Consider the following 24,722-nt stretch of genomic DNA (forward strand, 5'->3'; position numbering starts at 1 on the left):
GGCCATTTCGTACTTGTTTCATTAAAACCATAGTAAACAGATGGGTCTTTTATCATTTTTCAAAGGTGTAGGCGAGAAAATTTTTCACAACGACGCCGTGGCTCCTGCGCCAGCTCAGGCAGAAGCTGTCGAGCCAATACGCGCTCAGGCACTGCTCGATCACGTTAAGCAACTAGGCCTGGCCTATAACAGTTTAACTGTAAAAACAAAAGGCGATACGGTTACCATAACGGGCTCGGTTAAGTCGCAGGAAGATGCTGAGAAAATCGCGCTGGCCGTAGGTAACGTAGAAGGCGTATCGGCCGTCGATAACCAGTTGTCTGTTGATCAGCCAGCGCCAGAAGGAAAATTCTATACCGTAAAGTCAGGCGACTCGTTGTCGAAAATTGCCAAAGAAGTATATGGTGACCCAATGAAATACGGTATTATTTTCGAAGCCAACAAGCCAATGCTGAAAGATCCCGACTTGATCTATCCGGATCAGGTTCTGCGTATTCCGCAGTTATAAAAAGCTACAGATAAAAAAGCGGGGTTATAACGTCGTAAAGTGCTTTCTATGAAGGCAATTGCTTTACAACTTTATAACCCCGATTTTTTGTGCGTTCATTTCATAACTACGCTGCTCAAAAACGAACATTCGGGCGAATGGTCAGTTTTATGTATCTCAACTCATGAAAAACTTATGGCCGTTCGCTTATTACCTTACATCAAAGACCAGTTTACGCCCGCGGTAGTTGACCAGATTAGTGGTGTGCTAAATGAATCGTCGGCGAATACACTGAAAGCTATTAACGGTGCATTGCCAATCCTGCTGGGCGGATTGACCCGGCGTGTACAGGCATCGGGTGGTGCATCAACAATGGTCAGTTCATTAGATAAAGGCGACTACTCCAGAACACCCTTCGATGTAAGTCAGGTGATTGACTCAACGCAGTCAATTACTGAAGCCACCACGGCTGATGCCGGTTTTATTGATCAAATCTTTGGGGATAAGCTGACCCGTACAACTGAGCTACTCAGTGTGTATAGTGGCGCAAAACCACAGTCGGTCAGGACTATACTCGGTTTGGCCGGGTCGGTATTAATGGGAATTCTGGGTCGGCAGGAGCAGGAAAAGGGCCTCACCGCCGACAGTCTGAAGACGCTGTTACTCGGTCAGGCAACCGAATTCCGGCAGGCCTTGCCCACAGGTCTGGATGGAATTAGCAGCCTCCTGGGATTCGATGAACTAGTGACGCCTGCCGGACCGCAAACCCAAGTTCAGGGCGCTGATAATTTCAGTGGTACGCCTGTCAACCCGAACATACCGAAGAGCACAGATGGCGACCGGCGACAGGAAAACGTGCGTTGGCTCCGCTGGGCCATGATTGCCATTGCGGTGCTGGTGCTGGCCCTGCTCATTCAGAAGTGTGGTGAAAATGAGAACAGTATCGACGGTGTTAGCACCGACTCTACCTCACGCGTTGAACCTAATGCGGTCGAAGATACTTCGGCGGCCACAAAACAAAGTGTTCAGGATGCTCATGGTCAAACAGATGACTCGACAGCTTCGGGCCCACTAGGTATCCGCGATTCATCGGACACAAAGAAATAATAGATACGAAGCGAATGTGGTACTGCCGATGGCCGGCGGCTGCTGTGCGATTGGTAAAACTTAAGTTTTACTACATGACAGGCAAGCCTTTTTATTAACTCTCTAACGTTTGAAAAACTATGATTTCTAATCGCATTCAATCCGTTCGGTCCTGGCTATGCATGGCCTTCATTGTTGGCACCAGCCTGACACTCGGGAACTGTTCCAGCAAAAAAACGGAAAACAATGAAAGCAGTACGTCCAACACAACGGCCGCCAGCGATAGCTCCGTGTTTGGGCGTCAGGGCGATACAACGAACAATACGGTAGACGCTCCTCAGCAAGCACCACCTGATAGCGCAGACCGGGGCGCGGTTGTGCCAGCCGAAGTGAAGGTGACGCCTAAAAAGTAAGGCAGTCTACCGAAGGTCTGGCACGGTAAGTGAGCCGGGATTCGTTAACTTGCGTGCTCACTTACCGCCAGCGCGGTTTACCTACTACGATCATTTTATGTTTGTTGACGCCATTGAACGCGTTAATCTGTTTACCCAGCCTATGCATTCCATTGTCCGGCTGTATGGCCACAATGAGATTGTTCCCGGAACAGCGACGCTGTTTTTTATAAACGAACACGGATGCGCCATTACCTGTAAGCATGTTGCTGAATTGATCAGGCAGAGCGATCCCATTTACCACAACTACCGCGAGTTTCAGGGGGCCCGCCGGGAGGCCTTACGGGAAAAGAATGCGGCTCACTTAATTAGCCAGTTAGAAACGAAGTTTAAACTCAGTGCCGATACCATTATTCGGGTCCGGAATAATTTTGTGAACTGCGTTGACCAGTTCGAAAAACTGAGTATCGATCACCACCCAACCCAGGACCTTGCGCTGTTGCGTTTTGAAGGGTACAATCGTTTGTTGTATCGCTCACACGCTGTTTTTTTGGGCGATACCAGCCGTATAAAACCGGGTCGGAGCTTGTGCCGCTTAGGCTATCCCTTTCCCGAGTTTACCAACTTTCGCTACAACCCGGCCGTCGACGATATTGAGTGGACAACCACCGGGCGTATTGTTTCGCCCAGCTTTCCCATCGATGGCATCGTTACCCGGCTCTCGGGTGATAATAACGCGGTTACCGGCATTGAACTGAGCACGCCCGGCCTTCGGGGTCAAAGCGGGGGGCCTTTGTTTGACACAAACGGCCTGATCTATGGAATGCAATCGGCTACACGCCACCTCCATCTGGGCTTCGATATTGAAGACCAGGAAGTCCTCGTCAACGGCCGTAAAAGCCGTGTGTCAAACTACCCGTTTCTGAACGTAGGTCAGTGCGTACACGTCGATGTAATCAAAGCTTTTTTACGGGAGAAGAACGTGAAGTTCTACGAAGGGTGATTGCCTTTTACAGGCCGATGGTCCGTTTGGCCTGAACGGGTATGTGAAGAGTTTGTTACCAGCAAACCCTCACCAGTGTTTCTGGGTTAGATAACCGAATGCCACAAACGAACATTCACTACACGGCCATGTTAAAACGCAGAGCATCTGCCATCTGGAAAGGTGGTTTACAGGACGGAACCGGAGCCATCTCTTCCTTCAGTGGGGTATTGAGTAACACCCCGTATTCATTCAAAACCCGACTCGTAAGCGAAGACGGCAAAGCAGGTACCAATCCCGAAGAACTGCTGGCCGCTGCACATGCTGGTTGCTATGGCATGGCCGTTAGCGCAACCATGGGCCAGACTGGCTTTACGCCCGATGAATTGACGGTGAACGCAACGCTCACGCTGGATACTGACACGCTGACAATCACCGCCATCGAATTGCAGATTACAGGTAAAGTGCCCAACATGTCGGCTGAACAGTTTGATCAGATTGCCGAGGATGCCGCCAAAATGTGCGTAATTTCACGGGCGCTCAATCCATCTATTCAGGTGACGAAGGTCGCTACATTGCAATAAATAGATAACAGGAGCATAAGAACGACTTTATTGCGTTGGCTGTATCTTTGAGCGGCCAACGCTTTTTTTATGACCCAACTTACAGACACGCCCCCGGCACAAACGAAGCTCGCCGATGAAGCGCTTGCCTTGCTCAAACGCCTGATTGCGATTCAATCATTCAGTCGGGAAGAAGAACAGACGGCTGCGGTGATCGAAGCATTTTTCGAGCAAAAGCAGATTCCCTGTCAGCGGCTGAAAAACAATGTCTGGGCGCAGAATCGCTATTTTGATTCGGCTAAACCCACGTTGTTGCTCAACTCGCACCACGATACGGTCAAACCAAATAAGTCATGGACGCTCGACCCGTTTGAACCACTAGAGCGCGACGGTAAATTGTTTGGCCTTGGGAGTAACGATGCCGGAGGCTGCCTAGTCTCGCTGCTGGCTACCTTCGCCTATTTTTATGACCGGCCCGACATGGCTTATAATATAGTGATGGCGGCTACGGCGGAAGAAGAAGTATCGGGCCGCGATGGACTTGAACTGCTGTTGCCCAAACTCCCTGATTTTAGTTTTGCCATTGTGGGTGAACCCACCGAAATGCAACTGGCCATAGCCGAAAAAGGGTTGCTGGTGCTCGATTGTACCGCCACAGGCGTAAGCGGCCATGCCGCCCGCGACGAAGGCGATAATGCTATTTACAAAGCTGTTCAGGACATCAACTGGCTCACAACGTACCAGTTTCCGAAGGTTTCGCCAACGTTGGGACCCATTAAATTATCGGTTACGATCATCAATGCCGGTACACAGCACAATGTAGTACCGGACACCTGCACCTTCACAATCGATGTGCGTGTGACGGAGCAATATACGCTCGAAGAGGTGATCGAAACGATCCGGGCAAATATTCAGTCGGAGGTGAAGCCCCGTTCCATCCGGCTCAAACCGTCGTCGATTCCTGCCGAACACCCCATCGTTCAGGCGGGTATTGCGTTGGGTCGTCATACATATGGATCGCCCACCACATCGGATCAGGCCGTACTAAACTGCCCGTCGCTCAAGTGTGGGCCGGGGCACTCCGCCCGGTCGCACTCGGCCGATGAGTTCATTTACCTGCGCGAAATAGAAGAAGGCGTAAGTGGGTACATTCAGATGCTGGAGCGAGTTGTGTAATTAATCTAACTTATAACTTTATAAGACAGTCCCAAAATACCGTCAATCTCATTACCATGAAGCAAATAGGCCATAAGGGGCTACTCATTATCAGTTTGCTGGGTTCATTGCTGGGATATGCCCAGCCCGGTGCTATACCCAAGCCGACACCCCGTCAGCTTGCCTGGCAACCATTGGAAACCACGGCCTTCCTGCACTTTACGGTCAATACGTACACGGATAAGGAGTGGGGCGATGGCACGGAAAGTCCCGCGATCTTCAACCCCACCAAGCTTGATGCACGGCAATGGATTAAAGCGTTGAAAGAGGCCGGATTCAAAATGGCCATTATTACGGCAAAACACCACGACGGGTTTTGTTTGTGGCCATCCAAACTAACCGATCATTCCGTTAAAAGTAGTCCCTGGAAGAACGGTAAGGGCGATGTGGTGAAAGAAGTGGCCGATGCCTGTCGGGAATTCGGATTGAAGTTTGGGGTGTATCTCTCGCCCTGGGATCGCCACGAGCCCCGGTACGGAACAGCTTCGTACAATGACTATTACAAAAGCCAGCTCCGCGAATTGCTCACCAATTATGGGCCGATCTCCGAAGTCTGGTTCGATGGGGCCAAGGGCGAAAATGCCAAAGACATGACCTACGATTTTGCCGGATATTGGGCGCTGGTACGTGAATTACAACCCAACGCAGTCATGTTCTCTGATGCAGGGCCTGATGTTCGCTGGGTGGGCAACGAGTCGGGGAATGCGGGTGAAACCTGCTGGTCAACGATCAATACTGAGGGCCTGGCCCCTGGAAAAGCTGATCCCAAATACCTGAATCGGGGTGACGCCACGGGCAAACAATGGGTTCCTGCCGAGACCGACGTATCCATTCGGCCGGGCTGGTTTTATCACGCGGCCGAAGACACAAAAGTGCGGTCAGGCAAGAATCTGGTCGATCTGTATTACCAATCAGTCGGGCGTAATAGTTTGCTGTTACTCAATGTACCGCCCAATCGGGATGGCCTGTTCTCGGAGCCAGACATCGCCAGCCTGAAAGAATTCCGGAGCATTCTGGACGAAACATTCAGACAAAATCTGGTCATGAAACAGCCTTCCCTGACGGATAAAAAACTGAGCACATTCACTACACTATCGGCCAATCAGCCCTTAACGATTGAGTTGAATGGTAGTCAGTCCTTTGACCGGATAGCCATTCAGGAAAACATTGCCAATGGGCAGCGGGTGGCCAGTGGCCGGATCGAGTATTGGGACGGCAGCAACTGGAAGTCCCTTCAATCGTTTACAACGGTGGGCTACAAACGTTTGCTGCGCTTCCCGGCAGTAACATCTTCCAAACTGCGCCTGTTTATTACAAATGCCAACGGAGCGGTGCAACTTGCTGAAATTGGCGTATTTAAGGCCTCCGCCCGCGAATAGCGACTAAAATCATTCGTTAACCATATTATTTATCGTCAATCAACTTATGCTGTATCCGCTCACATTCGAGACCATTTTTAAAGATAAAATCTGGGGTGGCCAGAAGATTAAGACCATTTTGGGAAAAGATTTTTCGCCGTTGCCCAACTGTGGCGAAACCTGGGAAGTGTCGGATGTCGACGGGAATCTTTCGGTTGTTAAAGAAGGCGGTCTTCAGGGAAAGTCACTCCACGAATTAGTGGAGCAATACAAAGGTGAATTAGTGGGCGATCATGTTTACGAGAAATATGGCAATCGCTTCCCGCTACTGGTGAAATTTATCGACGCCAACGACGACCTCTCAATTCAGGTGCACCCCGATGATAAATTAGCTGCAGAACGTAAAAGCGGCTTTGGCAAGACGGAGATGTGGTACATCATGCAGGCCGACGAAGGCGCTAAACTGAATTCCGGCTTCAATCGGGAAGTTACTAAAGAGGAATACGTTAAAGCCGTAGCCGACAACACGATTCAGGATCTGCTGAATATTGAGTCCGCCGAGCCTGGCGATGTCTTTTTCCTGCCTGCCGGTCGTGTGCATTACATTGGCAAAGGGTTGTTGCTCGCCGAAATTCAGCAGACGTCGGATACGACCTACCGGATTTATGACTTCGACCGGGTCGATGCGACCACGGGCCAGAAGCGCGAACTGCATACAGACCTGGCCGTTGATGCCATCAATTATCATCATTACGACGACTACAAAACGCAGTACGAAAAGAAACTCAACGAGAGCGTCAATGCGGTGACAAGCGATTACTTCGTTACTAACGTGCTCAATTTCAACGAAGAAGTGGAGCATGATTACACGCACATCGACTCGTTTGTGATCCTAATCTGTGTGGCCGGCGCGCTCACCATCGAAGCGCCGGGTGGCTATAGCGTACCGCTCAAAATGGGCCAGTGTGCGCTGATTCCGGCGTCGGTCGACAACGTGACGCTTGTTCCCGATGGCGACATGACCGTGCTGGAAACGTACGTTCCGTAAATTGACGTGAATAATGAATAAGTTATTGTTGTCATCCCTCCTGCCGCACCGGCGGACCGGTCGGGATGACAACAATTCTTCTGGGAGAGACTGCTGATAAAGTGCTTAAGTCGTCAGCGATTTATAATTCATATTAATTTACTTCCTCCTCAACTAGTCATTGACTGTCATTAAGTAGTTTAAAGGCGTTAACTACTTAATGACAGTCAATGACTGTTTGTTTATGAACCTGAACCTACAAGATAAAATCATTATTGTTACGGGGGGCGCCAAGGGTATTGGTGAAGGCATCTCGACAGTGCTGGCCGCCGAAGGGGCCATTCCTGTTATTATTGGCCGCAATGAAGAAGATAACCTGAAAACCGTCGACGCTATTCGGGCTGCGGGTGGTCAGGTGCATCAGTTTGTTGCCGAACTGACTCAGCCCGACGATTGCAAACGGGCGGTGGAGCAAACACTGGCTCAGTTTGGCCGCATCGATGGCCTGGTCAATAATGCCGGTGTGAACGATGGGGTAGGCTTGGAGAATGGGTCGTATGAAGGGTTCCTGGCGTCGCTGCACAAAAACCTGGTGCATTACTACCTCATGGCGCATCATGCCCTGCCTGCGTTGAAAGCCTCCAAAGGAGCTATTGTCAACATTGGCTCGAAAGTAGCCGAAACGGGCCAGGGAAATACCTCGGCCTACGCGGCTGCTAACGGCGGACGTAATGCGCTGACCCGCGAATGGGCCGTTGAATTGCTCCCCTACGGTATCCGTGTCAACTGCGTGGTGGTGGCCGAAAGCTGGACGCCACTCTATGCCAGCTGGATCAAAACGCTGCCTAATCCAGACGAAAAGTTAAAACAGATTGTCTCGAAAATCCCCCTCGAACACCGCATGACTACCCCCGAGGAACTCGCTAATGCGGTCGCTTTTCTATTGTCCGATAAATCGAGCCATACGACTGGCCAGCTCATCCACGTCGATGGCGGTTATACACACCTGGATCGTTCGATTACTGATTAATTTCCTGCCTTTCCTAAATCTGACCATTCGAATGCCCTTACCTACTTCGACAACGTCGCCCAAGATTAAATCCGGCTCGACCGGGAATTACGGTATCGCTTTCGCCCTTGTCACCAGTTTGTTTTTTCTATGGGGCCTGGCCAATAGCCTGAACGGGTCGCTGATCAAGCAATTTCAAATAGCGCTGGACCTGAACCGTTTTCAGGCGGGTATTGTCGATTTTGCATTCTACCTCGGCTATTTTTTTATGGCTTTACCCGCTGGCTATGTCATGCGCAAGTATGGATACAAGCGTGGTATCTTATTGGGGCTATTACTTTATGGGGGCGGGGCATTCCTGTTTTATCCGGCGGCCGAAGTGCGGGTGTATAGTTTCTTTCTGCTCGCCCTGTTTACTATGGCGTGCGGAATTGCCTTTCTGGAAACAGCCGCCAATCTTTACGTTACGGTGCTTGGCGATCCACAGAAAGCCGAGTGGCGGCTCAACTTCTCGCAGTCGTTCAACGGAATCAGTACCATTCTGGGGCCAATTATTGGTGCGTTGTTTATCTTCTCCAAAACCGAATACACCCCCGATATGCTGAAGGCGATGGCCCCCGTACAGGCGGAGGCCATTCGGGTGCAGGAAGCTCTTTCGGTACAGGGCCCGTATCTGGTTATTGGGACAATCATCGCCCTGATGACGGTGATGTTTTTCGTCACCAAAATGCCTGAAGTGGGTGAAGAGGAAGAGCAGTCGGCCGGTAATATTCCCATTACGAGCCTGTTTCGGCACCGGCACCTGACGCTGGGTATCATTGCCCAGTTTGTGAACGTTGGGGCGCAGGCTACGCTTTGGGGGTATTTTGTTGATCTTAAACTTGATTTTTCGCGGGAGGGCCACTGGGCATTAGCCGAAGGCTATATGAATTTTATCAATTCAGTAACGGGTTCGCCAACGGATATGTCGCCGACGCAGATTGCAGGCTTCCACGCATCGTTTGCGCTTGTGCTGTTTATGCTTGGCCGCTTCGTCGGTACCTCACTGATGACGCGTATTCGGCCTAATACCGTGCTGGCCATGTATGCCGCCGGGGCCGTGGCTATGGTTGTTCTGGCAATGGCAACCGGTGGCTTAACGGCCGTTATTGCCCTAAGCTTTACATACTTTTTCCAGTCTATTCAGTTTCCAACCATCTTTGCACTGGCCACCAAAGGGCTGGGCGTGGAGTCGAAAATTGCGTCGTCCCTAGTCATCATGAGCATTGTGGGTGGTGCTCTGTTGCCGCTGGTTGCCGGGGCGCTCTTTGCCAAAGGTGCGGTCTATGCCCTGTTGGTACCTCTGGTTTGTTTTGCTTACATTTTGTATTACGCTACACGGGGCTATCAGATTACCGTCGACGACCTGCATTCGCCAGTCATTCCTCCTGGAATAGCTCCTTAATTCGATGCGTTACTGTTTCGCCCTCGACCTTAAAGACGACCCGACATCCATAGCCGAGTACGAGCGTCATCACCTGCAGATCTGGCCTGAAATTGAGGCTAGTATCCGTGAGTCGGGTATTACCGACATGCAGCTTTACCGCACCGGCAATCGGCTGTTTATGATCATGGAAACCGACGAAAGTTTTTCATTCGAGGCCAAAGCCGCTGCCGATGCCGCCAGTCCGATTGTGCAGAAATGGGAGACCCTGATGTGGAGCTACCAGCAAGCCCTGCCCACCGCGAAACCAGGTGAGAAGTGGGTGCTGATGGAGCGGTTTTTTAAATTGTGAGTTTGGGGGCAGGAGATTCCTGAACTCAGCAGTGTCTTGCCTGAGTGGAGTCAGCCGGGTCACCGATGCAATTCTTAAAACTGACAGGAACTGAATAGCACTCACACAGCAGACTCTACCCCTAGAGTCTGCTGTTTTTTGTAGCTAATAATGTAAAGCTTATTTGATATATTGGTAAATTTGCTTTACGTTTGAAATGTCAAACAAACTTTACATGCTCATGAAAACAAAGTGGCTTTTTCCGAACCGTTTCTGGCTCATTGGCTGGCTGGTATTCGTTCCATCAACAATCCTTGGGCTGGCGGCTATGTATGCTGATTTCAAGATTGGCTGGTTAACGGCACATTGGTTGAGCGAGTCGATCACGATAACGTCTGGTAATTCGATAACGCATTTGATGGATAATCAGGATCTAACCGATGAAGTAGCCGCTATCGGTATCATCGCCGGTTTGCTGCTAATCGCCTTTTCCAGAGAAAAAGTGGAAGATGAAATGATAGGTCAGTTGCGGCTCGAAGCGTTGCAGTGGAGCGTTTATGCCAATTACATCATTCTGGCCATCGCTATTTTGACGGTCTACGATGATGCTTTTTTTAACGTCATGATCTACAACATGTTCACAGTGTTGCTGGTCTTCATCATCCGGTTTCGATGGCTCATTTACCGGAATAACCACATCTTGCTGGCTTTATGAAAAACCGACTGAAAGTAGAGCGGGCGGAGCATAACCTATCGCAGGCTGAGCTCGCCGACCGCATTGGTGTCAGTCGGCAGACGATCAACTCAATTGAAACGGGGCGCTACGTCCCTTCGGCTATCCTGGCCCTGAAGCTGGCACGGGTTTTTAATAAAGCGGTAGAACATATCTTTACGCTTGAAGAGACCGACTGACGCGATGCCGAATTTGTATATTATGGCCGCGCCAAACGGTCGGAACGCCGAACCGGCGGCAAAACCACGATGACCGTTGATTTCGTAGCGAAACGAGTATCAATGGGTGGGTATAACATTCCTATTGATGTTATTTATCGAAGATATGAACGGGCATTGTCAGACGTTGTGGAATTATTTGGTTGAATCGCTATGGAAACGCCAGTCAAACAGGAAAGTATTTCAAAAAGGTCATGGACGGCTTTCGGCTGGCTCACAAACGGTTAGTGGAGAAGGCAAAAGGTGAAGACGACACGCTGGTCATCGAACGGGACGGGAAGCCTGTCTATGTTAGAGCCTGCGATTTGTAATCATGCTGCTTGTGCAGTCAACGTAAACTAGTGTCAAACGCCTGCTTCGGTCAGGCGTTTTTTGTTGGTAGCCCATGTTGCGCATATCGCTATCTTTACCGGCATAACTCCATCAATACATGCTGATTCGTATGAACTATTGGCTTTACGCTTTTCTCGTCATTGCGTTAACTCTTTCCGCACAGGCGCAACAGACATCAACCAGCAGTTTCGTTCGCGATAACTACCAGAAAACTGAGTACAAAATCCCCATGCGCGACGGGACAAAACTGCATACAACTGTCTACGTCCCGAAGGATGCGTCGAAAACAACAACGTATCCGTTTCTGATGCAGCGCACCTGTTACAGCGTTGCCCCGTATGGCGCCGATGCGTATCCGGCACAGCTTGGCCCCTCCCAAACCCTCATGCGTGACAAATTCATTTTTGTATATCAGGATGTTCGGGGCCGCTGGGCGTCGGAGGGAACGTGGACAAATATGACACCGACCGTAACGGATCAACAACCAGCCGTGGCCGCAAAAGGGAAAAAGAAAGCTTCAGTACCCATAAGTACCACGGCTATCGATGAGAGTTCGGACACGTATGATACCATCGACTGGCTGCTGAAAAATGTGCCCAACAACAACGGTCGGGTAGGACAGTGGGGAATCAGTTATCCGGGTTTCTATACGGCGGCCTCATTGCCCAACGCGCACCCGGCCCTGAAAGCCGCTTCGCCACAGGCGCCAGTATCCGACTTTTTCTTCGACGATTTTCACCATAATGGCGCTTTCATTCAGGCCTACCTGTTCACCTTTCCGGTGTTTGGCGTGCAGCATCCTGAGCCGACCACGAAGCCCTGGTACAACGATCAGATGATCAAGACGGGCTCGAATGATGGCTTTCAATGGCAATATGACCTGGGGCCGCTCAAGAATGCCGACAAATATTATAAGGATAATTTTTACTGGCAGGAAACGGTCAATCACCCCAACTATGATGAGTTCTGGCAAAAGCGGAGCATCATTCCTCACCTTAAAAATGTCCGGCCCGCTGTGATGACGGTAGGCGGCTGGTTCGATGCTGAGGATTTATATGGCCCGCTGAACATCTACAAAACGGTTGAAAAGAATAATCCCAATACGTACAACACGCTGGTTATGGGACCGTTCGGGCATGGTCGCTGGTCGCGCGAGACGGGCCATACCCTGCATAGCAACATCTATTTTGGCGATAGCATCGCTACGTTCTACCAGCGGAATATCGAAGCAAAATTCTTTACCCATTTTCTGAAAGGCGCTGGTGACGGCAAAACGGGTTTGCCCGAAGCGTATCTGTTCAATACCGGCCGTAACGAATGGAAAACGTTCGATAAATGGCCGGTTGCCGATACGCCCAAAATGCAATTTTTCCTGATGTCGGATGGAACGCTGGCAAACAACCGGACGATGAACACGACAAATAACCTATTCTCGGAGTTCATCAGCGACCCAATGAAGCCTGTACCGTACACTGAAGACATTACGACAACGCAAGGCTTTACGCCCTTCAATTACATGTCTGAAGACCAGCGGTTTGCCGGGCGTCGGCCGGATGTGCTTACCTTCCAGACGGATGTGCTGACCGAAGATATGACGCTGGGCGGTGAAATAATGGCCAAACTGAAAGTGAGTACGACCGGCACCGACGCCGACTGGGTTGTTAAACTCATCGATGTGTACCCGCCCAACGAACCCAATCATCCATACATGCCCAACAAAAACATCACGCTGGGTAACTACCAGCAAATGGTTCGTTCGGAAGCGATGCGGGGTCGGTTCCGCAACTCATTCGAGAAGCCGGAACCCTTTAAGGCGGGCGAAATAACCGATGTGAACTTTCGGTTGCAGGATGTTCTTCACACCTTCAAAAAAGGGCATCGGGTCATGATTCAGGTGCAAAGTACCTGGTTCCCGCTCATCGACCGGAACCCGCAGAAATACGTGGACAACATTTATAAAGCTGATGCCGCCGACTTTCAGAAGGCGACGCATCGCGTGTATGACAACTCGGTGATCGAGGTTCAGGTACTGAAATAGAAACCAGTTGTTCGCTTATACGGTTGTAGTAGAATTGATAAACTCCTAACGCATTACACGCATGAAAGCCATCTGGAACGGCGAAACCATCGCCGAAAGTAACGACACGGTCGTTGTTGAAAACAATCATTATTTTCCGAAGGAATCGGTCAACGCTACGTTTCTGACTGATAGTTCAACGCATTCGACCTGCCCCTGGAAAGGCCTGGCATCGTATTACTCACTGACGGTCGATGGCAAAACCAATACCGATGCGGCCTGGTATTATCCCGAGCCCAAACCAGCCGCCAGCGAAATCAAAAACCGGATAGCCTTCTGGAAAGGCGTACAGGTTGTCGAATGATTGAGGTCCGCAAGCTGACAAAACGTTTTGATTCGCATACGGCCGTTCAGGATGTGTCGCTTACGGTTGGCCGGGGAGAAACACTCGTGCTGCTCGGCACCAGTGGGTGTGGCAAAACGACAACGCTTAAAATGATCAATCGCCTGATTGAACCCACAAGTGGCTCCATTCAAGTCGATGGTCTGGACGTTCAGCAGCAGCCCAGCCCTGCGTTACGCCGACGAATTGGCTACGTGATTCAGGATGGCGGCTTGTTTCCCCACTACACGGTTGCCGATGCCATTGCCACCGTTCCGAAACTGCTCGGCTGGGAGACTGCCCGGACTCAGGAGCGAATTCGTGAACTGATGGACAAACTTCAACTGCCCACGAGCCTGCTCATGCGCTATCCGGCTGAGCTGAGTGGCGGGCAGCGGCAGCGCGTTGGACTGGCACGAGCGCTGGCCGTCCATCCACCCGTAGTACTGATGGACGAGCCATTTGGCGCCCTGGATCCCTTTACCCGAAAACACGTTCGGCGAGAGCTGTTCGGCCTGAGCGAACTACGTGAAACGACGGTGGTCCTGGTAACGCACGATGTCAATGAAGCGCTGGAATTGGCCGACCGCATTGCCCTTATGGACAAGGGACGTATTGTTCAAATTGGCCCCCCGGACGAGTTATTGACCAATCCGGCTACTGATTTCGTGCGCGATTTTCTGGATGACAAACCCCACCGGCTGCATGACTGACTTCTTCGCATTTGTTCGTGATCATGCTGATAAGTTGCTGGAACAGACGCTCACGCACATCGGTCTGACGTTCGTGTCGTTGTTGGTCGCCTTGCTGATCGGCGTGCCTCTTGGCATTTTTATCTCTCGCCAAACCCGGCTGGCAAGTGGTGTGTTGGGCGTTGCGGGCGTGTTGCAAACAGTACCGAGTGTAGCCTTACTTGGCTTCCTGATTCCGGTGCTCGGCATTGGGGTTGGCCCGGCTCTCGTAGCCTTGTTTCTTTATGCCTTATTGCCCATCATCCGAAATACCTACGTTGGCATCACCGAAGTGAGTCCATTGATAAAGGAAGCTGCAACGGGTGTCGGCATGACCCGGAACCAGGTACTGACCAAAGTGGAATTGCCGCTGGCCCTGCCCGTTATTTTTGCCGGTGTTCGAACGGCAACGGTCATTAATGTAGGCGTGGCAACACTGGCGGCTTATGTAGCTGCGGGTGGCCTGGGCGAATTTATCTTTAGTGGTATAGCGCTCAGCAATGTCAATATGATGCTGGCGGGTGCTATTCCAGCCGCTTTACTGGCCGTCGGATTTGATTTTGGACTGGCCCGCCTGCAGCGTTTATCTGCCAAAAAACTCCGCGTTGGGGCGCTGGTGTTTGTGTTCTTAGTCCCGTTTCTGTCGGCGTTTTATTTGTTGCCCGGTCGGCAGGATAAGTTGATTGCAGGTTTTGCGCACGAATTTTATGGTCGTGCCGACGGTTATCCGGGCTTGCAAAAAACCTATGGCCTGCACCTGCGGCCCCGGCTTATTGATCAGAATCTGATGTACGAAGCTATCCGGCGGGAGCAGGTCGATATCATTAGCGGCTATTCCACCGATGGTCGGATTAAAGCCTTCGACTTGCTGGTTCTGACGGATAATAAACATGCTTTTCCACCTTACGATGCGGCCCCGGTTGTTCGGCAGGTAACGCTCAAACGTCACCCCGAGCTTGGCCCAACGCTAAATTTACTGGCGGGAAAACTGACTGATTCGGTCATGACAGCCCTGAACTATCAGGTCGACTATAAAAAGGAATCGCCGGAACTGGTTGCTCGTTTTTTTCTGAAGCGAGTAGGGTTGTACAAAGACCCCCGGCTCGCTGCGGATTCACCCGACAGGCGTACGGAAACGGTAGTAATGGGGTCAAAGGTGTTTACTGAGCAGTATATTCTGGCTGAAATTTATCGACAACTCATTGAGGGACAAACGCGTCTGCGGGTCATTACCAAAACCGGCCTTGGCGGTACGCAAATTTGTTTCGATGCCTTGCGGACGGGTGCTATTGATTTCTATCCTGAATACACGGGTACGGGTTTGCTGGTGGTGTTGCAGCCCCCGGTGGCAACGCTGACGAAACTGACGATGCAGTCGGATTCCGTCTATCAGTTTTGCCGACAACAATTTCGGGAGAAGTACCAACTCGACTGGTTAAGCCCGCTGGGGTTCAGCAACAGTTATTGCCTGATGATGCGCCGGAGTCAGGCTCGCCTGGATGGTATCCAGTCAATTGATGATTTGGTCAGTTATTTAAGCAAAAAATAGCCCGATACCTACTTTACGTTTGTTTACATTTGACGAAAAGTCAATTTTGGTTTTTGTGGCCCAATCGCCCTACTGTATATCAACTCGCTTAACTTCTGTGTTCGTTATGACCTTGTCTCGTCTGTTGGCCTGTGTTCTTCTACTAACTTTTCCTGTATCAGCTATTTATGCAAAAGTTGACACACTCGATGTGCCCAGTGCTGCCATGAACCGAACACTTCGGACGGCCGTTGTGCTGCCCCAGCGATACAAAAAAATAAAGCAGCCGCTGCCGGTATTGTACCTGCTTCATGGAGGAAGTGGTAGTTTTCGGGACTGGCTCACCAAGACACCGGACAAAACGCTCCTTCAACGACTGGCCGATCAATATAAACTGATCATCGTTACACCAGACGGCGACCCCACTAGCTATTATTTCGATAGCCCGCTGGTCAAGAGCAGCCAATTTGAGACCTTCATCTCGAAGGAACTGATTGATAAAATTGACAATACCTACCGAACCATCCAGGATAAAAAAGGGCGGCTCATTGCAGGCTTGTCGATGGGTGGCCACGGGGCTATGTTTATCTCGAGCCGTCATCCCGACCTATACGCTGCTGCCGGAAGCATGAGTGGTGTCATGAACATCAACACGGCAACCTGGAAAGTGCCTGCTGATTTTGCCAAATCACGGGCCGATAACTTTGCCAAACTAATTGGTCCCCCCAAAGACGGCGATGCCCCCTATCCGGGCTATACCCTGGTGACCCTGGCTGACAAGCTGAAAGCAAACAACCTACCGTTGATTTTTGACATTGGGGTAGATGATTTCCTGATCGAAACAAACCGCGATCTACACCGCCGGCTCATGGCGAATAAAACTCCACATGATTACACGGAGCGCCCTGGTGCTCACACTTGGGAATATTGGGGGAACGCTTTGCCTTACCAACTGCTGTTTTTTAGCAAAATCCTTCAGGCAAATGGCGCTTTAGTCAATGATAAATAAGTTTCATTGCGTCAGCTTAAAACTCAGTGGTACAGATATGATCCATAAAGAAGCCCGGCTGTGCAGACACAGCCGGGCTTCTTATTTATACAAACGATTACCGATTGGTGTAGGACGTGTTTGCGTCATCGTCCAGATCGATTGTGCGGTTTGTTTGATTTGTCTGAGTCAATGGATCTGTTGAGGGCAGGTTTTCAAAATTTACATCCGTGCTCCGAACGGTGTCCCGGATGGTTTCAACGCGTTCGTTAACCTCTTTGCCGACCGATATTTCTTCAACGACGTTGGCCGTTTTCGAAACAACAGGTACTTCGGCATGCTCGACCAGTTCAATGCTGCCTTCCTGGAATGCATTCAGGTCATCGGCGGTAGCGGGCCGGTTAACGGGAGTCCGTTGCACATGCACACGCTCTTCCCGTAGACGCAGACTTTCTTCCACCGGGCGCTCAACGATGCGGCTGCGCACCCGCACACCACCACGCTCAACTTCCCGTTTGCCTACTTCCAGGTTCTCTTCAATGACTTTAATTGTCTGATCGGCATCCGTTGTTGGTAAACGATCCGTTGTGTTTGTCAGGTCGTCTGTTACACCATAGCCTGTACCTGTAGCACCAACACCAGTGGTGGCAGCGCCTGTGCTCGCAGCCCCGTATTCTACGCTGTTCGGGGTATTACTGCTTTGGTTATAATTTGCGTATCCATATTCGCTCGCCCGCTCATCAACGTCAACAGCGCCATATTCGTCGAGCAGATCGGCAGCCCGTTCGGCTTCATCCGCGGATTGCGCATGAACCGTTACAAGTGAGCCACGATTGGCTACATGCGAATACTTGCGCGACTCATCGCTATCACTACCAAACAGCGAACTGAAGAAGCCGCCAATCCCACTATCGTGATCGTCGTCATCATCCCGATCAACGCGGGTTGTGGTGCTGTCGCTGTAATTCGACGACGTTTGAGCTGACAAGTCAATGCTGTCACGTGAGAAACCGTTGCTGATTAGTTGGTCTACGGCGCGTTGCGCATCTGATGCGTCATCGAATACGCCGATTACTGTTTGTTGTGCCATTGGTCTGTGGTTTTGTTGAGTTTAACGTATGTATTGCAATAAAGGGTGATGCAAAGCCTAGGTGTTACAATCAGATTGGTTTATCCGGATTAACCGGCGTCCGTTCGACCACGATACTTTCCTTCCGCAGAAGGACCTCCTGCGATTGATATTCGTGTACCTTATGTTTTGTTACATATACTTCTTCGACTAACAGAATCTTTTTCTGTGTAACAATCACTTCCTGCAAGACAGGAACAATCATGGTATCGCCTTCGTAACGAACGCTCGGGGGCGTTTCGACATACCGATTGACGGCAACCCGTTCGACCGTGATTTCCTCCCGAGTAGTTGGTAAGCCAACAATCTGACGTTCTTCATTCACTCGTTTTATTATGTGAACTACACCCGTTTCGACCACCTCTTTGTCGACCTGCACCTGCTCCTGGATGACGTCAAACCGGTGGGTTTGCTCCGTCCATGCTGCTGCTGCAGGAGGCTGAGTTTGGTTGGGTAATTGAGTTGAATCCGCTTCGTAGTTCATGCAATCTTAAAGACGAGAAAGGCAAATTTTGTTTAAAATATTTGTCCTATGTATTTTATGGGATTTGTAATTTGCTTGCCAACTTCTCATTTTTTGAGAGGTATATAATTGATAGTTAATGATTTGTGTTTTCGTATTTCATTGTATGTGATTGGATAAGTGCACATAAATTATAAGCCCAGGCGATACACTGTACAATCGTCTTCAGACAATGAAAACTCCATGTGTGGTAGGCGGGTTTTTGCCAATCGGTCTCTTCCCGACGAATTTAGGCAGTGGGTCATCTCAGTAGTCAATACCTGATTAAGCTCCGCCATTCGTTGTTGCAACCGCAGGGAAAAGGATGAACTTGCCTAGTTGGCTATTTACGTTAGCGTTGGCACTGCTTTACAGGGGCACAAACCGTTCGCTCTGCCTATCCCATTGTCCCTAACTACACAAAAGGGCCAGTTTAAAATGGACTAACTAGCTTGGAGTGGGATAGGGGGTCAAACGAAAGGTTCTCCAGTAAATAATACCCCCTATATTCCCATTGATTTGTATCGGCAGGTAACGTTTCGGCTAGCAGTCCTGAAAAATTGCGGATGAAATAGATAGCACCCGAAAGCTAACGCATCGGTCTTACTCTTTCCCTGTCAAGTTGTGATTTCATAAGGCATTGACAGTAAGTTAATTGCTATTGATTATAAAACCGCTACCTGACTTTTGCGGTTATAATTGTCAACCGCCATCCTGAAAACCATCATGCACTTTGTTGACTATGTCCTGCTTGTCTATGCCCTTGTTGTAACAGTAGCTTCATTTCTTAATTTTATCCGTCTGGATTACTGGTGGATTCGGATGTGGGATTTCCCTCATTTACAGCTTACCGTACTGGCCGCTATCGGGCTTATTGGCTGGCTGGCAGTCGACCACACCCTGACGGGTTATTATACCATCATACCCATTGGTCTGTTGGCAACCCTGTGTTATCAGGGATGGTTGATCTATCCGTTTACACCCCTGCATCGAAAGCAGGTTGTTCGGGTTGTCAACCGAACCGGCAACGGTGGATCTGATACTAACACGATTCGATTATTGGTGGCCAATGTACTTATGGACAACTCCCAAACGGACCACGTCGTGAAGCTGGTTGACAAGCACAAACCCGATGTGCTTCTGCTGCTGGAAGCCAATCAGAAATGGCAGGATGCGTTAGCGTCAATCGTCCCTGATTACCCTCATCAGGTGCTGCACCCGCTGGAAAATACGTACGGCATGTTGCTCTATTCGCGCTTGCCGATTCGCCACCATGAGTTACGCTTTTTGATTCAGGATGATATTCCGTCCGTATATGCGCAGTTGGCGTTACCCTCCGGGCAAATAATAAACTTTTACGGCGTTCATCCCATGCCACCCAGCCCGACAGAGCACTACCGATCAACGGAGCGAGATGCCGAACTACTGTTAGTGGGCAAAGAGGCCCGAAAAAGAGGGGGCGCCACCATTATCGCTGGTGATTTGAATGATGTGGCGTGGTCGCATACAACCCGTTTGTTTCAGCGCGTAAGCGGTCTGCTCGATCCTCGCATTGGGCGTGGGCTGTACAATACGTTTCATGCCTGGTATTTCTTTCTGCGCTGGCCACTGGATCATGTATTTGTTTCGACTCATTTTCAGTTGCAGAAAATCCTCCGCCTGCCAAATGGCGGCTCCGATCATTTTCCCATGTTTATTGCCTTAACGTACGTGTCCGAACCGGAGCGGGTGCTCGAAGAGGTGCCGCAGCCTGAGAAAGACGACTTAGAGGAGGCTCATGAAAAGATAGTTGAAGCAAGGGAGAATTAACTTAATACTGAACGGTCTGCTATATACGCGTTCTGTTGCTTTATAGCCTTTCAGGCAACCCGCATAAGGTTGCCCGAAATAGCTAATCAATTTGTTAGGAAAATTCCAGAGGCTGTTCGCTGGAAACCGTCAGTTGAGCAGCCAAGTCTGTAAGACGGTTCTGCATCATATTCTTCAACGCTTGCCATCCCGTGTTCCACCGGCGAACTACGTTAACTTCCCGTACTTCGGCAGGCTCCTTGGGTTGGTTCGGCTGTTCATAATACTCGGGCATCCGAGCTGTCATTTGGCTGACAACCGCTTCGATGGAACCATTCAGAATCAACTCAGCATCGGCTTTCGCCAGTTGAATAAGCGCACGGCACATTGATGCGGTGTAAAAGGCACAGTCAATATCCTGATGACGAACGGGGACGCCATCATGCAGTCGCTGGAGTTTTACGCCCCCATCTTCAAGCCTGTCTGAAGCGGGTGCCTGGTCGGCTGGTTGAGGAAAAACAGCGTCAATTTTCTGTTTGAATTTGTCCCACCAGGGCGGTCGCTGGCCCGGATTGAGGGTGTCACAGAAAATGATCCGTTGGGGCAACGAAGGTAACTCAGGGTTCATCACCAGCAGCGCGGCTCCTAAATGGCGGTCGTCGGCTGCGTGTCGTCGCTGAATTACGAAGCAATGTGGTTGGGTCGCCCCTTCTTCGTTCAGTTGTTCTGTCATGGCTTTGACAGACCGTAACGAATCGTCCATGTATCCTTCCGTAATCACATGAACGGGTAGTTCAAATTCAGAAGGCACCATCGCTTCCCAGCGCAGTTGGTGCGCCAGAATGGTTAAGGCTGTGCTATCGGTACGGCGGGTACCAAAATAAACGCCTATGTCTTCTCTGGGGGGCTCACCATTCGTATCAGTTAGCTGAATAGTGTCGCCATAGGTGCCCTGCCGACTGAGCGGGCTGTAGCGAAAGGGCACTTCCAGATGTTCACGCTGGGCGGCAATGTTGTAGATACGCTTCTCGAATTGAGCCAGTAAGGGCTCATAAGCGTCATTCTGAAAATAAACCTCGTCGATAGGCCGAAGTAGGTGGCGGGCTATAGGCTCTTGTTCGAGCAACCGCTCGAAGGCATCCTCCCGGTGTTTAAAGAAGCTGCGCAGGGCGCCTTGCTCCACAAATTCTTCTGTATCGCCTTCGCCCTCCAGGCTTTTGGTCGATACGGTACCTTGTTCAATCCAGTCGCGCAGGAACTGCTTAACGGCCAGATCGAAACCATGATTAGCCGCTTCGGCCTCCTCAATGGTGTAGTTTGTTTGCTGAATGTTTAGTTTGCTGTTGGGGCTTTTCTGATCAAAGAATGTCCCAGCGGTTTTATTCATTGAATGATGTATGGTATTAAAGAGTGGTAAGATGGCGCGTCGGTTATCCAGCCGCAGATAGGTTTGCTATCTACGAGCTAAAGTAACGATTTTTAGGGAGGTTACCAACGTGCTGATCTGTATACAAACAACATTGACAGATGGGCCAGAAGTTTCTACAGCATAATCTATTTTCAGTAGGGTCGATCGCTATTCTTACTGTCGCATTTACTGTTTGCGCTGCCGGTTACTTATGACGCTGCCCGACGCTGTTTGCCGACAGGTAATAACAACGGCCCAGCTATCCCGCTCCGTGACCCGTATCCTCACGGGCCACGAAGCGGGTAACATGACTTACAGTGAAACAGGACACAACCCTTGGCAGACGTAGCAACTGCAACAGGCTCAGTCCCAATGAGGCCCGTAGCAAATATGGTCCGCTGGAATGGTGCTGGAAAAGCGATTAGAAACCAGCGGGTTCAAACAACAAAAAGCAGCGTAACTCCGGGTTAAGAAAAAATGGTAACCGCATTGAACGACTAACTCAAAACGGTCAACTTATTTTCGGACGATACAGTATCCGCTGTGCGATCATCTGTTGCTATAGGCTCTAAACCAGACTACTTACCGTAGTGACCGGTACGCCGTTGGACCACCCAGGCGTACCAGAACCGCAACTAACAGTTCGAAACGCCAATCTCATATTTTGGGCTTGTTAACTGATAAGGGCAATTGCCTGTTGGGCCAGTCCTACTCATTAACAAACTGGATAATAAAGCCTCCTCTAGGAGCAAAAGCGTATTGCCAACTGGACGTGATGGGATAGGTTTCGGTTTTAAAGCTCATCAAGGGATCTTCACCTTCTCTAATGATTCTAAATTTAGAAAACCCCTTGGCGTACCTGGCCAGATTTAACTTGACGGGCACTACTTTACTGGTACCATTAATACCCACCATGTAAGAAAGGTTCTCCTTCTGACGAAAGAGTATGATCTGTTCTCCCGGTTGGGCTACAACACTTTCCGTCTTATCCCACGTGGCGGGCATATCTTTCAACAACTGGCGAACCGATATAGGCAGTGAATCAAATACCTCTTTTGAATCCGCAAAATCAATAATCCCTGACGTATAAATCATTGCCGTAGCCAGCTCATGAACCCCCGTGTTCAACCGGGGATATTTTCGAATGGTTAGAGCAAACGGAGTGTAGTCGGTAGGACCGGCGACATTTCGGGTGAAGGGCAACAGGGTATTCTGCTCGGCGGCCAGAGCTGGATATCTAGCTTCATAAAAATAATGTTCCGTGCCTAAAACAGCTTCGGCGGTCATCAAATTTGGCCACGTTCGGTGCCAGCCTCTTGGAACAGTCGTACCATGCAGGTTGACCAGTAAATGCTCCTTGGCGGCATCTTCGAACAATGACTGAAAGCAGGCCATCACCTCCTGCCGGTCTGAGCACCAAAAATCAATCTTAATTCCCTTGACGCCCATAGCCGCCAATTCTTTAAAGCGCTTTCTTCTTTTCTCTGGCTCGAAATACGCGGCTGAATAGGCCCACACCATGGGTTTGATCCCCTTAGCAGTAGCCTTGGCAATAATTCCCCCTTCGGTGTTGGCTTTCTCCCAGCCCGCATCAAACAGCGTATAGCCGAAATCCAAAGAGGCAGCCAGATCTGTGAATTGATTATAGATTTCAGGGGAATGATCCTCAGGATGGGACCACCAGGACCAGGTAGCTTTGCCCGGTTCGATCCAGGAAGCATCCTCCAGTTTAGAGGCTGGCGCTAAATCGGTAATCAAGCTTGAGAGTAGGATGTCCCCAGCCTGATCACCTATAATGATCACCCGCCAGGGCATCGTCCAGGGGAGCTTGGCTGTTGGATGATTATTGTCGCTTAAAGGAAGGTTATATTTTTCGTCTTTTTCAGCAAAGGCGATTTTATACAGTCCATCCCTGGAATCAGCTTGCAAATGACAACCTGGAAACAAACCATCCGTGGCGGACTCGGCCAGTAACACCCAGGTTTTGTTGTCATTTACTTGAAAAAGGGCCGGCATACACCATCCCACCGACGGATTACGGGGGTTACTGATGGAGTCGCCGGGATGTATATTAAAGTAAAAATCTTCATAGCCCGGGGTTACCTTTCCCGCTTTGTTATAAGGCTGCAACCAGCCCTTCGCCTTTTTCTCAATCTGAAAGCCTGTGAGCTCCGAGTTGATTACCCGTATTTTTGACGTCTGATCCGGAAACCGGTAGCGAAAAGCAACGCCTTCCTTCCCGGTCACCAAATCAACAATCATGAGCGCGCCAGAGCTGTTTTTAAACGTTATACTCTTATGTTCAAGAACATGATCGATCGTTTTGACGTGCCCCACCTTCAAGTCATATGTCTCCCGTCTTGGTTCAGTGGGTGAAACATTTACGAGAGAGAGTCCAGCCGTAAAATTTTGATCATCACAGTTAAGGCCAAGCGGAGAATCGGCAATAATGAGCTTATCCCGGTGTGCTACCTGGTAATGCAATTCTCCCTTTCTGGTTAAAGACAAGGTAATTCTGTTTGATCCAGACTTTGAACTCAGGTTCATCGATTGGCCTACGGCTTGAAAGCCGCTGAAAAGAAAAATGACTCCGGCAAAAAAGGGAAATACTTTGTAAATAAATACATCTCTCATACGATTGATTTGGGGTTCTTAGTAGTGACGTGAGGGGCCTGTCAAAAAAGATAATTTGTAACAAAAAGTACTTATTCTCATTAAAAATAGTGTTTTTGTAATCCCCCTTTGCTTGTCGTTGCTATTGATTGATTCACTTGTTTCTGAGCAGATAACCAGTCCCACAAGCTGGCTGTCTTGATAACTTCCCTGAGCATGGTGAGCCACATCGGGATATTTCGGGTAACGAGGAATTGCAACTTTATAATGGCCAGCGCACTTTCATATGCCTAAAGAAATGATCATTTTATTGAAGTCTGCAGCACCGGTTTATAGTTGTCTTATTCTGTTTAAAATTGGCGGTTTCATTGAACCAAATTGAGAGCCAAAGAGCTACTTTCAGATAGACCCATTTTTTATACCTGTCGACTTTAGTTTGCTGCAACCGGCTAGACTTTAAAAAGAAGCCCCCAACTGGC

Annotated in this window: 24 protein-coding genes; 20 read left to right on the top strand and 4 right to left on the bottom strand. The window is 49.8% G+C overall.

Going from position 1 to position 24,722, the window contains the following annotated elements:
- Nucleotides 1-40: 40 nt before the first annotated feature.
- The 19 genes from lysM (at nt 41) to SD10_RS04910 (ending at nt 16,824) form a co-directional block, all read left to right on the top strand.
- Complete coding sequence (gene lysM, locus SD10_RS04825; protein ID WP_046375934.1) at nt 41-508, top strand: peptidoglycan-binding protein LysM; 468 nt, start codon at nt 41-43, stop codon at nt 506-508.
- Between the two features lie 174 nt (nt 509-682).
- Nucleotides 683-1,594: a DUF937 domain-containing protein gene (locus SD10_RS04830; RefSeq protein ID WP_046579055.1), complete on the top strand. Its 912-nt coding sequence runs from the start codon at nt 683-685 to the stop codon at nt 1,592-1,594.
- A gap of 119 nt (nt 1,595-1,713) precedes the next feature.
- Complete coding sequence (locus SD10_RS04835; protein WP_148562381.1) at nt 1,714-1,986, top strand: hypothetical protein; 273 nt, start codon at nt 1,714-1,716, stop codon at nt 1,984-1,986.
- Between the two features lie 97 nt (nt 1,987-2,083).
- The gene (locus tag SD10_RS04840) at nt 2,084-2,968 is read left to right on the top strand and encodes a S1 family peptidase (RefSeq protein ID WP_046375936.1); all 885 of its coding nucleotides are present in this window, start codon (nt 2,084-2,086) and stop codon (nt 2,966-2,968) included.
- Nucleotides 2,969-3,096: 128 nt separating this feature from the next.
- Complete coding sequence (locus SD10_RS04845; RefSeq protein WP_046579058.1) at nt 3,097-3,531, top strand: OsmC family peroxiredoxin; 435 nt, start codon at nt 3,097-3,099, stop codon at nt 3,529-3,531.
- Between the two features lie 69 nt (nt 3,532-3,600).
- Complete coding sequence (locus SD10_RS04850) at nt 3,601-4,686, top strand: M20 family metallo-hydrolase (RefSeq protein ID WP_046375937.1); 1,086 nt, start codon at nt 3,601-3,603, stop codon at nt 4,684-4,686.
- 56 nt (nt 4,687-4,742) lie between these two features.
- Nucleotides 4,743-6,104: an alpha-L-fucosidase gene (locus tag SD10_RS04855; protein ID WP_046375938.1), complete on the top strand. Its 1,362-nt coding sequence runs from the start codon at nt 4,743-4,745 to the stop codon at nt 6,102-6,104.
- Between the two features lie 46 nt (nt 6,105-6,150).
- On the top strand, nt 6,151-7,131 hold the full coding sequence (locus SD10_RS04860) for a type I phosphomannose isomerase catalytic subunit (RefSeq protein WP_046375939.1): 981 nt from the start codon (nt 6,151-6,153) through the stop codon (nt 7,129-7,131).
- A gap of 223 nt (nt 7,132-7,354) precedes the next feature.
- Nucleotides 7,355-8,140 (top strand): L-fucose dehydrogenase, encoded by a 786-nt coding sequence (locus SD10_RS04865; RefSeq protein ID WP_046375940.1) that lies wholly within the window; start codon nt 7,355-7,357, stop codon nt 8,138-8,140.
- The gene (gene fucP, locus SD10_RS04870) at nt 8,100-9,563 is read left to right on the top strand and encodes an L-fucose:H+ symporter permease (protein ID WP_052731073.1); all 1,464 of its coding nucleotides are present in this window, start codon (nt 8,100-8,102) and stop codon (nt 9,561-9,563) included. Before SD10_RS04865 ends, fucP begins: the two co-directional genes overlap by 41 nt.
- A 4-nt stretch (nt 9,564-9,567) precedes the next feature.
- Nucleotides 9,568-9,894 (top strand): L-rhamnose mutarotase, encoded by a 327-nt coding sequence (locus SD10_RS04875; RefSeq protein ID WP_046375941.1) that lies wholly within the window; start codon nt 9,568-9,570, stop codon nt 9,892-9,894.
- A 220-nt stretch (nt 9,895-10,114) separates the two neighbouring features.
- Nucleotides 10,115-10,588 carry a hypothetical protein gene (locus tag SD10_RS04880; protein ID WP_046579061.1) on the top strand — a complete coding sequence of 158 codons (474 nt, stop codon included), beginning with the start codon at nt 10,115-10,117 and terminating at the stop codon, nt 10,586-10,588.
- A complete protein-coding gene (locus SD10_RS04885; RefSeq protein WP_046375942.1) occupies nt 10,585-10,785 on the top strand; it encodes a helix-turn-helix transcriptional regulator in 201 nt (66 codons plus the stop codon). Before SD10_RS04880 ends, SD10_RS04885 begins: the two co-directional genes overlap by 4 nt.
- 182 nt (nt 10,786-10,967) lie before the next feature.
- Entirely contained in the window at nt 10,968-11,135 is a 168-nt protein-coding gene (locus SD10_RS29955) for a hypothetical protein (RefSeq protein WP_227699146.1), read from the top strand.
- Between the two features lie 131 nt (nt 11,136-11,266).
- Nucleotides 11,267-13,195, top strand: a complete 1,929-nt coding sequence (locus SD10_RS04890) for a CocE/NonD family hydrolase (RefSeq protein ID WP_046579062.1) — start codon at nt 11,267-11,269, stop codon at nt 13,193-13,195.
- Between the two features lie 61 nt (nt 13,196-13,256).
- A complete protein-coding gene (locus SD10_RS04895; protein WP_046375943.1) occupies nt 13,257-13,538 on the top strand; it encodes a DUF427 domain-containing protein in 282 nt (93 codons plus the stop codon).
- A complete protein-coding gene (locus SD10_RS04900; RefSeq protein WP_046375944.1) occupies nt 13,535-14,269 on the top strand; it encodes an ABC transporter ATP-binding protein in 735 nt (244 codons plus the stop codon). Before SD10_RS04895 ends, SD10_RS04900 begins: the two co-directional genes overlap by 4 nt.
- Complete coding sequence (locus SD10_RS04905) at nt 14,262-15,836, top strand: ABC transporter permease/substrate-binding protein (protein ID WP_046375945.1); 1,575 nt, start codon at nt 14,262-14,264, stop codon at nt 15,834-15,836. Before SD10_RS04900 ends, SD10_RS04905 begins: the two co-directional genes overlap by 8 nt.
- A gap of 106 nt (nt 15,837-15,942) precedes the next feature.
- Nucleotides 15,943-16,824, top strand: coding sequence for an alpha/beta hydrolase (locus SD10_RS04910; protein WP_046375946.1), 882 nt, complete (start codon nt 15,943-15,945; stop codon nt 16,822-16,824).
- A 97-nt stretch (nt 16,825-16,921) separates the two neighbouring features.
- Here SD10_RS04910 and SD10_RS04915 read toward each other — a convergent pair whose 3' ends face one another.
- Nucleotides 16,922-17,893, bottom strand: a complete 972-nt coding sequence (locus tag SD10_RS04915; protein ID WP_046375947.1) for a YsnF/AvaK domain-containing protein — start codon at nt 17,891-17,893, stop codon at nt 16,922-16,924.
- Nucleotides 17,894-17,963: 70 nt separating this feature from the next.
- Entirely contained in the window at nt 17,964-18,416 is a 453-nt protein-coding gene (locus SD10_RS04920) for a YsnF/AvaK domain-containing protein (protein WP_082111518.1), read from the bottom strand.
- 744 nt (nt 18,417-19,160) lie between these two features.
- Here SD10_RS04920 and SD10_RS04925 point away from each other — a divergent pair.
- The gene (locus SD10_RS04925) at nt 19,161-20,243 is read left to right on the top strand and encodes an endonuclease/exonuclease/phosphatase family protein (protein WP_046579064.1); all 1,083 of its coding nucleotides are present in this window, start codon (nt 19,161-19,163) and stop codon (nt 20,241-20,243) included.
- 94 nt (nt 20,244-20,337) lie between these two features.
- Here the strand turns inward: SD10_RS04925 and SD10_RS04930 are convergent, their stop codons facing one another.
- Complete coding sequence (locus SD10_RS04930) at nt 20,338-21,609, bottom strand: hypothetical protein (RefSeq protein ID WP_046375948.1); 1,272 nt, start codon at nt 21,607-21,609, stop codon at nt 20,338-20,340.
- A 729-nt stretch (nt 21,610-22,338) separates the two neighbouring features.
- The gene (locus SD10_RS04935; RefSeq protein WP_046375949.1) at nt 22,339-24,264 is read right to left on the bottom strand and encodes a glycoside hydrolase family 97 protein; all 1,926 of its coding nucleotides are present in this window, start codon (nt 24,262-24,264) and stop codon (nt 22,339-22,341) included.
- Nucleotides 24,265-24,722: the final 458 nt, after the last annotated feature.

The organism is Spirosoma radiotolerans, assembly GCF_000974425.1.
Taxonomy (GTDB): domain Bacteria; phylum Bacteroidota; class Bacteroidia; order Cytophagales; family Spirosomataceae; genus Spirosoma; species Spirosoma radiotolerans.